Origin of the sequence: Mucilaginibacter sp. (assembly GCF_041663085.1) — a bacterium.
GTDB lineage: Bacteria > Bacteroidota > Bacteroidia > Sphingobacteriales > Sphingobacteriaceae > Mucilaginibacter.
This window is the reverse complement of sequence record NZ_JBAZRC010000123.1, coordinates 1-14,969: the sequence shown is the minus strand read 5'-3', so window position 1 is coordinate 14,969 and position 14,969 is coordinate 1. Positions and strand designations below refer to the sequence as shown.

The window sequence follows — 14,969 nt, the reverse complement described above, 5'->3', positions numbered from 1 at the left end:
GGAAGCCTGGGTGCCGATGCCAATTGCCAAGGTTAAAGAAATTCAACAACAAAACCGCGAAGGCATTATCCCTGCCGATTTGGGTGAGATAATTGAAATAGAAACCAAGCCGGTAAAAGTGCTGGATTACGAGAACGTTGTGGGCCAGGATAGCCTTACCCGCCTTGATGATCGCCGTAACCAAAACAACAAGAATAAAAACAAAAATAAAAGCCGCAACCGTACACAGGGTGGTGGCCGTCCGGATGGGCAACAAGCTGGCCCGAGGCCCGAAGGCAACCGCCAGCAACACCAACAAGGTGGCAACCGCCCGGAGGGACAAAGACCGGAAGGCAACCGTCAGCAACAACAGCAGGGCGGCAACAGACCAGATGGTGGGGGTAATCGCCAACAGGGTAACAGGCCAGATGGTAACCGTCAGCAACAACAGCAAGGCGGTAACAGGCCAGATGGGCAACAGGCTGGGCCAAGACCTGAAGGTGGCGGCGGCAATCGCCCGCAGGGTAATAACAACAGGCGCAATAACAACCGCCCGCGGCCAAATAACCCAAACAACAGTCAACCACGAACCGATAATCCGCCCCCGTCTGAATAAAATGAATGCTTTTAAAGTTGTTTTTTACGGATTAGCCGCCCTTGTGCTTTTTACAGCGCAGGGCTGCACCGACCCTAAGGCGGTTGTTGATCAAAGCACAGAGATCGCTAATCATAACTGGTCGTACGTTAACCGTGTAAAATATGATGTTAAGATAGATGATATCAGCGTGCCCTATAACCTGTACTTTAATGTAAGGGTAAGCGGCAGCTATAAGTATTCTAACCTTTTCGCGTTGCTGTCGCAAACATCGCCGGGCAAAAAAACGCATACCACCCGTTACGAGTTTAAACTGGCTAATAAAGATGGCGAATGGCTGGGTAGCGGCAGCGGTAATTTATACAGCTATCAGTTGCCTTTGCGCACACAATATAAATTCCCTGCCAGGGGGGTTTATCATTTTGAGATAGAGCAGAACATGCGCGATAACCCGCTTCACGAGGTTATTGACGCCGGCTTAAGGATAGAAAAAGCGCAGTAATTTTTCTAATCTGCCTGGTATCCTATCAAAAACCATTATATTAGTTGAATAACCTATTACCTTAAACAATGAAAAAGTTAACCTTGCTGGTTTTACTTTGCCCGTTATTTGGAAACGCGCAAACAGCAACACCAAATACTGATAGCGCCAAAGCCGCATCAACCATAAAGTATTACACTAAACAAATAGCACAAACCCCAAAAGACGCCACCGCGTTTTTTAAACGGGCCTCGGCACAGCGCAAACTTGAAAACAATAAAGCTGCGCTTGAAGATTATGATGCCGCCATTGCGCTAAACCCTAAATACGAAGATGCGCTGATAGAACGCGGCCTTGTAAAAGACGCCCTGGAAGACTATAAAGGAGCCATTGCCGATTATACGCAGGTTATTACCAACAATCCAAAAAAAGCCATCGCTTACTATAACAGGGCCTTGTCTAAAAGGCACCTGGATGATGATAAAGCCGCGCTGCTCGATTTTAATAAAGCCATTGAACTAGACCCAAAAGACGACGACTTTTTTAACGAACGCGGCATTACCAAAAAACGCCTTGAAGATTATGATGGCGCTATAGCCGATTATACCCGGTCTATCGCCCTTTCGCCAACAGCGGCCGGAGCTTACTACAACAGGGGGTATGCTAAATCGCTGCAAAAAAAATATGCCGCGGCCATTGAAGATTATAACCAATCGATAAAGATTACCCCAACCGACCCGGATGGCTATTATATGCGCGGTAACGCAAAGCGTAATTTAGAACAATACGAAAGCGCTATAGAAGATTATAACCAAACATTAAAGTTAGACCCCAAATATGCCGAGGCTTATAACTCAAGGGGTGTTACCAAATACAACCTTAAAGACTATAAAGGCGAAATTGAAGATGTTAACAAAGCCCTGGAGATAGATCCCAAGTACGATATTGCCTATTATAATCGTGGGCTTGCTAATGACGCCCTTAACAATTATAACGAATCTGTTGATGACTACAGCCAGTTTATAACACTTAGCCCAACAGACCCGGACGGCTACTTTAAAAGAGGCACGGCCAGGATTAACCTGGAAGATTATGAAAACAGCATCCCCGACCTGAACAAAACAATTGAACTTGACCCAAAATACACCGATGCTTATTTTAACCGTGGCCTGGCAAAGCGTTATTTAGAAGATTTTACTGGTGCTATTGTTGATTATAATAAAGCGATAGAGCTTGATCCGAAAGATGGCGACGCATTCAATAGCAGGGGCGTTGCAAAACATTATGCAGGCGATGATAAAGGCGCTTGCGCCGATTTTAAAAAGTCTATTGAACTGGGCAATAAGTATGCTATAGAGAACCAAACAAAGTTTTGTAAATAATATCCCCCCGGGCAAAAACACTTATATGCCGGGTAGACCATAACAGGTTTATCCGGCTTTTTATTGCCGTTTTCCACAAATAATTAAAACATGCAAATGTTATTGTTTGTAGTTAAGGTACATCAACCCGTTAATTATGAAAAGGTTATTTGTTTATTTATTCGCGGCAGCAGCGCTATTTTTATCGTCCTGCCAAGGCAATTCGGCAAACAAAGTTACAGATAGTGCAGCGGCTGATTCCGGCCAAACACATGTGGGTAACGAAAGCCCTGCCGATACCAACAAATTACCCGCAACGCCTGTAGAAACCGGCGGTAAAGATACCAGCGGTAATGGCACCGGCACAACCAATGCGCCCAGGGATACCTTGAAGAAAAACCCCTGATATTCATCTTCCCGCATCAAATAAGCCCATGTAGTTTAAAACAACAATCTCATTTTAGCTGTTGGGTATGCTATAATCTATCTTTTTTTCGCCGGTAACCATTAACCACACCAATCACAATGAATAAAAAAATACACTCAGGCATATCGTATATATTCGGTTTATTCTTTATTCTTATTGCTGCATCCTGCTCAACGCCATCTCTCGAAGATGTAAAAACCAAGGATGAGTATATTAAAAGGGTCTCTGCCTTATCAGGAGATAACCTTCAAAAAACTTTAAAGACCGATATTGACAGTTTAGCTTCCTTAAAAGAAGAAATGGACGGGTTTACCATCTATATCGGTTTTGGTATCTCCATGAGCGATGGCAGCGGCAAAAAAGCAGAGCTAAAGCCTGATTCTGCTTTTCGAATCAATACCGACTTTGCCGCTATTCAAAAAGATATTAATGAATACTCGAAAAGGTTATACTTTATACAAAAGCCCGAGCTTCCGAGTTCCAGGTTCCAGGTTGGTATCGATGAAAAATTTGGAAACATATCAACAGACGATATTGATGTAAAATTAAAAAAGGTATATACCAAAGGGCAGGCCTATCCCGAAGATAAAATTGCTCTGGTAAAGGCAGATAGTGCGGCGGTCGATTTTAAGTACGAATACCCAAAAAGTTTTGAAACCTTTAAGTTTAATCCCAAAGGCAAAAAAGAGATCGCTTATAATAAATATATCATCGAAATAGATTCGGCCGGGGATGATAATATAGAATTTGACGCCCCGCTGCCTTTGTATAAAGACCTCCTGTCTTACCAGGCCCTGAACCCCGCGGGTGTGCTCATGAATTCGTCAAGTAATTCTGCAATGCCGCTAACAACTATTAAAGGCAGTATTAAAAATGATATGGCTTCGGTTTTGCAAATTCTTAAAGCCGTTTCCAAATTAAATAACAAAGACGCCATCGTAAAAGAGTTAAATAAAATACCATCGTCTCTTTTCCCGGCTATAGCTAAATACCACCATTTTAACACAAAATATAAAGGCCTTGAAAACGATAAGAGCTTAAAGGGCATGGATGCTATTAAGCGCCTTAAAGAGCTTATGGAACAAGATAAAGACCTGTTTGGATTAGAAAAACAAAGGGTTACTTTAAAATTCCCCGATAAAATTGCAGAACTGGTTTTATACATTACCCGCGAAAAAGAAACAATAGAACAGTCTGCCGTTGCAAAAATTACACAGATTGCTTCGCCTTATCAAGCCTTTGCCGATAACCGGGTTGATAAATATGGTGTAGTGGATAGTAATTATACTATTGTTATTCCTGCTTCACAAGCCCGGTTAGACCGCGCCGACAATACCGGCTTATATTATAAAGACTATAAAGAAAAGCAGGACTTCCACCTGGATGTGCATAATAAAAAGCTTATCCCTATTAAAAAGGGCTATACATATATAAAGGATATTTCAGATCATTTAACCCTGTTTTCCGACTCAAATAAATACGTTGGCGTTTTAGAGAACGACGACAAGGTGGTTATCCCTTTTGAATACGATGAAATAGAAAAAACAGGGAATGTGTTACTCTTAACCAAATCAAAAAGGGGGCGCAAAAAATACGAGATCAGAACCCTGGATAATAAGCTGGTTAATGATCTGAAGGGCTTAAAAATAACTCCTTACCCTGATTATGGCGTGCTAATAATTGAAAACGAAAAAGAGAAGTTAGGGCTGATAGATAAAGATGGGCGAACTGTTATTCAGCCAACGTACGTTAATTTAAAGCCAATTGATAAGGACTTATTGTTATATTCTGAGGGTTCTGATAGCTACCAAAAGGGTATTATGAAGGGTAACGGAACCAAAGTGACAGAACCTAAATTTAATTATATAAATGATTTTCAGGAAGGCTTTGCTGTATACCGCACAGACGACATCAACAAATCATACGGGTATTTAAACAAAGCAGGGCAGCCTGTTTTTGGGAAATATACCGTTGCCTACGGTTTTGCCGGTGGTTATGCCCTTGTGTATGATAACAATATTTTCAGCCTGATTGATACTTCAGGTAAGAAGGTTAAACAGATCCCATTTAAAACCTTAGGCGACCCTACTATCTCGCTTACCGGCAAAAGCACCATTTATGAGATCGACGGAAAAAAATACAATTACGCAGGCCAGCCAATTAATTAGATATAAATAACGCATGAAAAAAGTTAATTTTTTGTTTGTAGCCGCTTTAGCGCTCCTCCTTTTTGGCTGCTCGTCAAACCAAAAACCACAATTTGGTAAGGCCCTGCTGCACCTGGATAATTTTGGTTTGAATTTAGATGTCGAAACCTTTTTTGGCGACGAAACCCTTTTCAGGAACAATGAAAAATATTCAGTTAAGTCTGAAGAAGAAACCATACAAATTGATGGGTCTGATTCTACACTTAGGTATGTACAATATACTGTTTCTTCTTCGCCTGTTGGGGATACCCTGGCACGTTTTAATGATTTCTATTTTGGCGACCTGGATGTGGTGATGGATTTTGATGATAAAGAAACCTTTATGGTTGCAGCATCGCAGGAGAATGTGCGCCCGGGTAAACTTGATACACTGATTAAAGAGATCTCTGCCGAGTATGGTAGTGTTTTACCTAATGATAAAAATAACGAACCGAGGTACATTACTTATCAATGGAAAAAAGGGAACAAACTTGCTAAAATGGTTTTAAATGTAGAAAACCCTGTTTCCTCCAGTAATTATAGCGAAGAAACGCCCAATACAAATAAGCTTTATGTCGATGCGTATCATAAGGTTGATAATATTTCCGTTACCTTTTTTATAACAAACCCTAAATTTGATCATTACCTGGTAAAAGCAAGATCAACGAGCGGGCTTTTAACTCGATATTAAAAAAGCTTAAAACCACCCTTAATAAAACCCTAAATATTCTATTCCAGGCATCAAATAAAAACCTATTTTGTTTAAAATTTGATGCCTGAATGAAACGGTTTTTTATCCTTATTTTATTTGTCCCCACTATAGCTTTTTGCCAGGATGTTAACCGAAAGGTGAGCACAGCCGATAGCCTGGAGAGTGTAAAAGCAGTTGCTTTTTTTGATAAAGAGATTATAAATTATCCCAACCAGGCCGATTATTATTTTGAACGTGGTCGTGCTAAAATTAACCTTAAAGATTTTAACGGAGCGCTGCAGGATCTGAATAAGGCTGTTAGCTTAAACTATAATCAGGAGCTCGCCTTTATAGATCGTGGCCGCCTGAAAGACCAGTTAGGTGATTTTGCCGCAGCCATTGCCGACTATGACCAAGCCATACTGATAAAACCAACGGGTGTTGCTTATTATAATCGGGGCTTGGCTAACCATAGCCTTAATAATTTTGCCGAAGCCGTGCAGGATTATGATAAAGCTATTGCACTTGATGCAAGGCCCGATTTTTATTACAGCCGTGGTATGGCTAAAATAGCCTTAAAAGATAAAGCCGGTGCATTGGCCGATCTGGATAAAACCATACTGGTTAGCCCCACTCCGGAAGATGCTTATTTTGCCCGTGGCAATTTAAAAAACGACCAGAATGATGTGAAAGGCGCACTTGCCGACTATAGCCAGGTGATAGCCATAAACCCCTTAAATATGGAGGCCTATAACGCACGGATGATAGCCAGTTTAATTACCCGCAATTTCGCTGGTGCTGTAACCGACGCCGATAAAATAATAGCTGCCGACCCTAAAAATGCGACCGCCTATTTTAACAGGGCCTATAGCAAACGCTCTCTTAATAATTTTAAAGGAGCTATTGAAGATTATACAAAGTCTATCGAACTCGACTCACAAAATAGTGATGCTTATAATAACAGGGGGCTTGTAAAACATCTCATGAAAAACGATGCCGCCGCCTGCTCCGATTTTAAAAAAGCTGCGCAAATGGGAAATAAAATTGCTAAAGACAATGTACTCCACTTTTGTAAGTAAGCCTATGCTTTACTAAGCTTTTTATTTTAATAGTAAAATACCTACATTCGTTTTGCTAATATTTTTATCAAAATGGATGTAACTATTATCATTATAGCCGCGGTTATTATTATAGCCCTTGTACTCGTTATTTTATTAAGAAGGCCTTCATCCGCACTTATTTCTGCGGATGAATTGTTGATTTTAAGAACAGAGAATGAATCCCTGAAAATATCTTTAGCCAAAGCCGAAGAAAAAGCGGCAGGCATCTTCACCGAAAAAGAAAACCTTACCAAACATTTTAAAGACGACCAAAGCCGTTTGCTGGACGAGCTTTTATACGAGCGCAGCCAACTGGCGCAGGCAAATCAATCGTTAGAATCATCCCGCTCATACTTTAAAGCCCAGCAGGAAAAACTGGCCGAGCAAAAAGAAGAGATAGAGCAAACCCGCAAGCATTTTCAGCGCGAGTTTGAGAATATTGCCGAGAAGTTGCTGAAAGAAAAATCGCGGGAGTTTACGGATGTAAATAAACTGAGCATTGATGCCATACTTAATCCCCTGAAAGAAAACATCAAAGCTTTTGAAGATAAGGTAGACAAGGTTTACAACATGGAAGCCGCCGAGCGCAATACACTTAAAGGGGTTATTACCCAGTTGATGGATCTGAACAAACTTATCAGTACCGAAGCATCAAACTTAACCAAAGCCTTAAAAGGCGATAACAAAAAGCAGGGCAACTGGGGCGAGGTGATCCTGGAAAAGGTTTTAGAACGCAGCGGCCTGGTACGCGACAGGGAATATCGCGTGCAAGCCAGCCTGAACAACGCAGACGGCAGCAGGCTGCAACCCGATGTGATAATTGACCTTCCGGATGATAAACATTTAATAATCGATTCTAAGGTCTCCTTGATAGCTTACGAACGTTTGGTGAATTGCGAAACCGAGGAAGAACGGAAGCTTTACTCAAAAGCACACGTCGAATCGTTACGGAACCACGTACATGGCCTATCCTCAAAAAGCTATCACGACCTGTACCAGGTAAACTCGCCCGATTTTGTTTTACTTTTTGTGCCGATAGAATCCTCCTTCAGCTTTGCCGTACAATTGGATGCCGACCTTTTTAGCGATGCCTGGGATAAGCGGGTAGTAATTGTTAGCCCCAGTACCTTACTGGCCACCCTGCGTACCATTGCCAGCATATGGAAACAGGAACGCCAGAACCGTAATGTTTTGGAGATTGCCCGTTTAAGCGGAGCCATGTATGATAAGTTTGTAGGCTTTATGGCCGATATGGAAAGCATCGGCAAAAACATCAACCAAACGCAATCAGTTTATAACAATGCTTTTAATAAACTGGTTGAGGGTAATGGAAATTTAACCAAAACTGCCGAGAAGATAAAAGGGTTGGGGGCTAAGGCAAATAAGCAGCTGGATGGTAAGTATTTGGATGAAGCCCCGTAAGGTATAATAATAAAGCGTCATTGCGAGGTACGAAGCAATCTCTTTAGGACAATTATACGCCTTGCATGAAGTATTTGCTTAAAGAGATTGCTTCGTACCTCGCAATGACGCGTGGGGATAAGACGTGGCTGAAATAGTGGTTAATTACTGCCCGCTTTTAAAAGCGTTCCATCCCTGTGCTTTTAACTCATGCAGGTTACCCGATTTTGTGATCAGGCTACAGCCTTCGTTTGGTTCGGAGATGTAGCCGATGATAGAGAAATCCATTTTGTGTTTTATCTTATCGTAATCGGCTTGTTTTACGGTGAAAAGTAATTCATAATCTTCGCCGCCGCTTAATGCACACACGGTAGGGTCAAGGCCAAACTCGCGGGCAGTTTCGTAAGTCATTGGGTCAATAGGGATCTTTTCTTCGTAAAGTTTACAGCCCTTATTACTTTGCTTACAGATATGCAGTATCTCTGATGCCAAACCATCAGATACATCTATCATAGCGGTTGGTTTAACATTCAATTCTTTCAGCAGGTCAATAATATCCTTACGGGCCTCAGGTTTTAACTGGCGCTCAACAATGTAGTCTTTACCTTCCAGATCGGGCTGGATGTTTGGGTTTTCTATATAAACCAGTTTCTCGCGCTCTAATAGTTGCAGGCCGGTATAAGCACCACCCAGATCGCCGGATACGCAGATCAGGTCGCCTTCTTCGGCAGTATTACGGTAAACCACATCTTTTTCATCAGCATAACCAATAGAAGTAATGCTGATAACCAAGCCTTGTTTTGATGCCGAAGTATCGCCGCCAACAATATCCACATTATAATTACCACAGGCCAGGTAAATACCTTCATATAATTCTTCAATAGCCTCTAACGGGAATTTGCTGCTCATGCCGATAGAAACCGTAACCTGACTGGCTGTACCGTTCATGGCGTAAATATCGCTCAGGTTTACCTGTACGGCTTTATAACCTAAATGCTTAAGCGGGGTATAGGCCAAATCAAAATGGATGCCTTCGAGAAGCATATCTGTTGATATCAGGGTTTTCTTTCCTTCAAAATCAAGCACAGCGGCATCATCACCAACACCTTTAATGGTACTTTTTTGAGTAAGTTTTATATTTTTAGTCAGATGGTCTATTAAACCAAATTCTCCAAGGTTCTCTATATTGGTTTTCTCTTCGTTCTCGAACATAATATTTCAATAATCTACAAAAATACAAAAGCTTAATGCAATAACCTTATTGTAATTGCTTTATCCACTTACTGTTAGCGGCAATGTAATATTTATCATACAAACAAATTATTAACATTTAGTTAACTTTACTAATCTAATTTTGCTTCACTAAATACATTTATATGAAAATCAGAAAGTTACTTATTTATTCTTCGCTTGTGCTACTTATTGCAAGCTGTAAAAAAGACACTACCCCAACACATCCTATAGACCCACCCGAGCCACCAAAACCCTATACTATAGTTGAGGATTTTGAAACGGGCAGTAAAGGCGGTTACGCAATATTGGATGTTCAATTAAAAACAGGTACATGGAGCTTTAATGATGCTTTAATTGGCAATCTTGCTGCTGATGCTAAAGCCGATACAAAATCTGTGCGATTACGTACCGGTGACCTTACCATGAAATTTGATATAAAAAATTTAGAGCAAATTAGCATCAAACATGCCAAATATGGTAATGATGCGGCTTCAACCTGGCAGTTAATGATGTCGGTAGATAGTGGTGCTACTTTTACTCAATTAGGTGCTGATATTAATGAAACCAGCACTACACTCGTTACGGATTCATTTAAAATTAACACAACTAAAAAGGTACGTTTCCGCATCCAAAAAACAGGTACTACCCGTATCAATATTGATGATATTACCTTTAAAGGCAAAGGGGAATCTGGTATAGTTATAACCACACCAGGTGATGGTGGAGATGATGGTTCTGGGACAGGTACGGCGGCTACACCACGGGGTATTACCGTGGGGGCAGATGCTCCGCCAACTTCCGGAGATAATAGTGACTTACTGTTTGGAAACCCATCTGGCGCGCAACCCGCTGTTGCAATGATGGATAATTATTTAATTGACATGGGTTATTATACAGAATCATACAATAGTACCAAAGCAGAACCTAATTGGGTAAGCTGGCATTTAGATGCTTCTAATGTAACCAACGTATCGTCACGTTTAAATAATTTTGCAGCATTTAATGGTTTACCAGGTAGCTGGACAGCTGTACAAAGTAATAGCTACAATTATTCTACTTATGGTTTTGACAGGGGTCACAATTGTCCTTCAGCTGATAGAACAAGTTCTTCTAATGCCAATTCTGCTACTTTCTTAATGACCAATATGATACCACAGGCACCAAATAATAATCAAGGTACCTGGAATGACTTAGAGGGGTATTTACGAGAACAAGTAACTGCGGGTAATGAAGTGTACATTATAATGGGAAGCTACGGAACAGGTGGGACCGGACTTAACGGCCCTTTCAATACTATCGTATCTGGCAATGTCCATATAAACATTCCAAGTAATGTTTGGAAAATAGCGGTAATTGTACCGGTTGGTAATGGCGATATAAATCGTGTGTCCGCCGATACCAGAGTTATAGCAGTTAACACACCAAATGTAAACAGTATTAATCGCGACTGGAAACAATACCGCGTAACTGTACGTGATATTGAAACTGCAACAGGTTATAACCTATTATCAAACCTGCCGCAAAGTGTACAGGATGTTGTGGAAACTAAGAAGGATAACTTGTAATTATTTAATTAAAGGATTTAAGTGATTTTAAAAGAAAAGCTCTTCATTAATGAAGAGCTTTTCTTTTTTCTACGCGTCATTACCAGGTACGAAGCAATCTCAGAACTGTGCATAATGAATATGCCTATCGGGAGATTGCTTCGTACCTCGCAATGACGCTTTTTTATTACTTATTAAAGGCGTTTACAAACCTAAACTTGCAGAGATCTCCAGCATCCTTTCGATAGGTTTTACCGCTTTTTCAATAATGTGTGCCGGTACTTCAATTTCCGGCATTTCGTTTTTAAGGCACAGGTAAAGCTTCTCCAGCGTGTTACGTTTCATGTGCGGGCAATCATTGCAGGCACAGGTATTGTTTGGCGGCGCCGGTATAAAAGTTTTATCCGGGTTATCCTTCTGCATCTGGTGTAAAATACCGGCTTCGGTAGCCACAATAAATTCCTTATCCGGGCTGTTGGTAGCGTATTTTAGTATCCCGGTGGTAGATCCTATATAATCTGCCAACTGCAATATAACTTCCTCACATTCAGGATGTGCCAGTATTTTAGCATTAGGGTAACGTTCTTTCAGCTTGGTGATCTTTTCCCTGCTGAATATCTCGTGCACCATACAGGCACCATTCCAAAGTACTAAATCCCGCCCCGTTTTTTTAGCTACCCAGGCACCCAAATTTCTATCCGGCCCAAAAATTATCTTCTGCTCTTTTGGTAAGCTTTCTACAATCTGCACTGCGTTGCTTGATGTACAAACAATATCGCTTAACGCCTTCAATTCTGCAGTACAATTCACATAGGTTATTACCAAATGATCGGGGTAATTCTCTTTGAACTTTTTAAACAAATGAGGTGGGCAGCTGTCGGCCAATGAGCATCCGGCTTTCAAATCCGGTAGCAGAACTTTTTTGTTTGGTGACAATATTTTTGCTGTTTCGGCCATGAAATGTACACCGGCAAAAACAATAATATCTGCATCTGTTTTTGCTGCCTGCTGAGATAGGCCCAGGCTGTCGCCAATATAATCGGCAATATCCTGAATATCTCCTTCCTGGTAATAATGGGCCAGTATAACGGCATTTTTCTCTTTTTTAAGTTTTTCTATTTCGGCGAAAAGGTCAAGCGACGGATCGATGTATTCGTCGGCAAAACCTTTCACTTTTATTTCTTCGAAGATATCCATTCCACAAATCAATTAATAATAACTCTTTTTATATATATAAATAAACCTATTGTTATTAAGGTGTTAGTTATGTTAAGAAGTTGTGATACGATTTACTGTAAATGTTGTTTTTCCATTTTTACTAACATTTATAAACAGTTTTTTATTTTTTACTTTCTTGATTTTAAGATTAGTATGACAAACAAGTTTTAATTTAAATACTTATTTGTTAATAAATACATGTCCAATAAAATGTTAGTTTCGTTGTAATATCGTCTCACAAATTGCTCAAAAGTAAACGTAAAAACTGTAAAATTCAGAGTTATCCACTATTCCATTTATTTTTAGAATTTTACTTACACAAAGTTAACATGTTTTATACCCCTTATTAACATTAGTACTAATTTTACACAATACATATACTAAACATGACCAGAACTGTTGATTTCCTTGTTGTAGGATCGGGTATTGCCGGATTAAGTTTTGCACTAAAGGCTGCAAAGCATGGTAAGGTTCTGATAGTTACAAAAGCTAACGAAGATGAGAGTAACACTAAATATGCCCAGGGCGGTGTTGCTGTAGTTGTTGATAAAAAAGAAGATTCGTTTGAAAAACACATAAATGATACCCTTATTGCAGGTGATGGCCTTTGCGACCCGGTAGTTGTTGAAGCTGTTGTTAAGGAGGGACCGGAGCGGATTCGCGAGATTATTGACTACGGAACGAATTTCGACAAGACGAACGAGGGTATTTACGACCTTGCCAAAGAGGGGGGCCACAGTGAATATCGTGTGTTACACTATAAGGATATTACAGGTTTTGAAATTGAACGTTCACTTTTAGAAGAGATCCACCGCGAACCTAATATTGAGATACTAACCCACTACTTTGCTGTAGACCTGATCACCCAGCACCATTTAGGCGAGTTTGTAGATAGATCATCAGCTGATATAAAATGTTACGGTATTTATGCATTTAATACAGAGAACAGCCAGGTAGAGAAAATAGAATCAAAAATTACGGTAATGGCATCAGGTGGTGCCGGGCATATCTATTCGGTAACTACTAACCCGGTTATTGCTACCGGTGACGGTGTTGCCATGGTTTACCGCGCCAAAGGTAAAGTGCGTAATATGGAGTTTATCCAGTTCCATCCAACTGCATTATATAATCCGGGTGAATATCCATCCTTCCTGATATCAGAAGCCGTACGCGGTATGGGTGGTGTATTAAAACGTACTAATGGAGAAGAATTTATGCAGGAATATGATCCGCGTAAATCATTAGCACCCAGGGATATTGTTGCAAGGGCTATCGATGCTGAGATAAAAAAATCGGGGGAGGATTTTGTTTACCTGGATATTCGCCATAAAAAGAAGAAAGATATTATTGAACACTTCCCTAATATATATGCCAAGTGTTTAGAGATAGGGATAGATATGACCCGTGATATGATCCCTGTAGCGCCTGCATGCCATTATATGTGCGGTGGGGTATTGGTAGACCACCAGGGCCGCTCGTCTATAAACAGGCTGTATGCCTGCGGGGAGTGTTCCTCAACAGGTTTGCATGGTGCTAACCGTTTAGCATCAAATTCATTATTAGAAGCATTGGTTTTTGCGCACCGGATCTATAAAGATGCTATTGTTGATTTTGATAATTTAGAAATACCAACCAACATACCCGACTGGGATGAAAAAGGTGTGCAGCTATCAAACGAAGATATTTTAGTTACCCACAACATCCGCGAAATGCAAAAGCTGATGAATGATTATGTAGGTATAGTGCGTTCTGATTTTAGATTAGAAAGGGCTATGCGCAGGCTGCGTTTGCTATATGAAGAAACAGAGGATTTTTATAAAAAGACCAAGTTATCCGTTAAGCTTTGTGAGTTGCGTAATTTGATACAAGTAAGCTACCTGGTGGTAAAGTCGGCAATGGCCAGGCATGAGAGCCGTGGCTTGCATTATACTACAGATTATCCTGAACATCAGGAGGTATTAGAGGATACGGTTTTTTAATTAATAAAGATTATTGATGGCTTTACTATTACCTCCAACCATTAGGACTCCCGAACTTATTGATACTCCTCAGGATCAGTCTATTTTGGACATAATGGAAAGAAGACTTAATGCTAATATAGTTGAGGGTTATACTATAATTAATCAATTTGAGTCAGAACAATTGTATTCATTTTATTCTGAAATAAATATTGATAATAATAGATTATGGCATCTTATTAAAGCCCTAACAGTTGATTTTCCGGATGAAGTTGCTCTTATTTACTATTATATTGATGATGAAGAACCAAAATATGGAGAGTATGTAGATAAATTTGAATTGTTAAATTTTTTGGCGAATTACGAGACAGAGGTAGTACAAGATGGATTTTTCAATTTCGGAATAATTAATAACACAGAAACAGAATTACAGGAGATATTTGTTCATAGGACAAAATATATACAATATTGGGGAATGGATGAAGAGAAGTTTAAAGTAATCATGGATAACTTTGACCTTTATGAAATTGAAAATTTAAATTTCATTGACGAGTACCCTATTCAAACTACGGTGCTGAGTGTTATTAATACTGATGTAACAAATACTCTGGATTTATTGAAACTTTTCGAGTCAAGGTATGGGAATGAACAATTGACTTAAGATGTCATGAGCGGAAAACGGGATTCGAACCCGCGGCCTTCAGTTTGGGAAACTGATGCTCTACCAACTGAGCTATTTCCGCTTGTATTAAGCATTCAAACATAAGAAAAGTAAATCAATCGCTAATTCACTAA

At 40.2% G+C, this 14,969-nt stretch carries 12 protein-coding genes, 1 tRNA gene and 1 pseudogene; 11 read left to right on the top strand and 3 right to left on the bottom strand.

Going from position 1 to position 14,969, the window contains the following annotated elements; genetic code table 11:
- The 8 genes and pseudogenes from WC615_RS18145 to WC615_RS18110 form a co-directional block, all read left to right on the top strand.
- A pseudogene (locus WC615_RS18145) lies at positions 1 to 595 on the top strand (hypothetical protein); the annotation flags it as partial.
- A gap of 1 nt (position 596) precedes the next feature.
- Positions 597 to 1,076 carry a gliding motility lipoprotein GldH gene (locus WC615_RS18140; protein ID WP_372979484.1) on the top strand — a complete coding sequence of 160 codons (480 nt, stop codon included), beginning with the start codon at positions 597 to 599 and terminating at the stop codon, positions 1,074 to 1,076.
- A gap of 68 nt (positions 1,077 to 1,144) precedes the next feature.
- Positions 1,145 to 2,437: a tetratricopeptide repeat protein gene (locus WC615_RS18135; protein ID WP_372979483.1), complete on the top strand. Its 1,293-nt coding sequence runs from the start codon at positions 1,145 to 1,147 to the stop codon at positions 2,435 to 2,437.
- A 136-nt stretch (positions 2,438 to 2,573) separates the two neighbouring features.
- Entirely contained in the window at positions 2,574 to 2,822 is a 249-nt protein-coding gene (locus WC615_RS18130) for a hypothetical protein (RefSeq protein ID WP_372979482.1), read from the top strand.
- Between the two features lie 119 nt (positions 2,823 to 2,941).
- Positions 2,942 to 5,011 (top strand): WG repeat-containing protein, encoded by a 2,070-nt coding sequence (locus WC615_RS18125; RefSeq protein ID WP_372979481.1) that lies wholly within the window; start codon positions 2,942 to 2,944, stop codon positions 5,009 to 5,011.
- 13 nt (positions 5,012 to 5,024) lie between these two features.
- Complete coding sequence (locus WC615_RS18120) at positions 5,025 to 5,720, top strand: hypothetical protein (protein ID WP_372979480.1); 696 nt, start codon at positions 5,025 to 5,027, stop codon at positions 5,718 to 5,720.
- 89 nt (positions 5,721 to 5,809) lie between these two features.
- A complete protein-coding gene (locus tag WC615_RS18115) occupies positions 5,810 to 6,799 on the top strand; it encodes a tetratricopeptide repeat protein (protein ID WP_372979479.1) in 990 nt (329 codons plus the stop codon).
- Between the two features lie 72 nt (positions 6,800 to 6,871).
- Positions 6,872 to 8,242 carry a DNA recombination protein RmuC gene (locus WC615_RS18110; RefSeq protein WP_372979478.1) on the top strand — a complete coding sequence of 457 codons (1,371 nt, stop codon included), beginning with the start codon at positions 6,872 to 6,874 and terminating at the stop codon, positions 8,240 to 8,242.
- Positions 8,243 to 8,386: 144 nt separating this feature from the next.
- Here WC615_RS18110 and thiL read toward each other — a convergent pair whose 3' ends face one another.
- Positions 8,387 to 9,433: a thiamine-phosphate kinase gene (gene thiL / locus WC615_RS18105; protein ID WP_372979477.1), complete on the bottom strand. Its 1,047-nt coding sequence runs from the start codon at positions 9,431 to 9,433 to the stop codon at positions 8,387 to 8,389.
- 164 nt (positions 9,434 to 9,597) lie between these two features.
- Between thiL and WC615_RS18100 the strand changes: the two genes are divergently transcribed.
- Positions 9,598 to 11,019 carry a DNA/RNA non-specific endonuclease gene (locus WC615_RS18100; protein ID WP_372979476.1) on the top strand — a complete coding sequence of 474 codons (1,422 nt, stop codon included), beginning with the start codon at positions 9,598 to 9,600 and terminating at the stop codon, positions 11,017 to 11,019.
- 183 nt (positions 11,020 to 11,202) lie between these two features.
- Here the strand turns inward: WC615_RS18100 and nadA are convergent, their stop codons facing one another.
- Positions 11,203 to 12,195: a quinolinate synthase NadA gene (gene nadA, locus WC615_RS18095; RefSeq protein ID WP_372979475.1), complete on the bottom strand. Its 993-nt coding sequence runs from the start codon at positions 12,193 to 12,195 to the stop codon at positions 11,203 to 11,205.
- A gap of 407 nt (positions 12,196 to 12,602) precedes the next feature.
- Here nadA and nadB point away from each other — a divergent pair, with 407 nt between their 5' ends.
- Both nadB and WC615_RS18085 read left to right on the top strand, forming a co-directional pair.
- Complete coding sequence (nadB, locus tag WC615_RS18090; protein ID WP_372979474.1) at positions 12,603 to 14,195, top strand: L-aspartate oxidase; 1,593 nt, start codon at positions 12,603 to 12,605, stop codon at positions 14,193 to 14,195.
- Positions 14,196 to 14,211: 16 nt separating this feature from the next.
- Positions 14,212 to 14,835 (top strand): hypothetical protein, encoded by a 624-nt coding sequence (locus WC615_RS18085; RefSeq protein WP_372979473.1) that lies wholly within the window; start codon positions 14,212 to 14,214, stop codon positions 14,833 to 14,835.
- A gap of 9 nt (positions 14,836 to 14,844) precedes the next feature.
- Here the strand turns inward: WC615_RS18085 and WC615_RS18080 are convergent.
- A tRNA-Gly gene (locus WC615_RS18080) sits at positions 14,845 to 14,917 on the bottom strand.
- Positions 14,918 to 14,969: the final 52 nt, after the last annotated feature.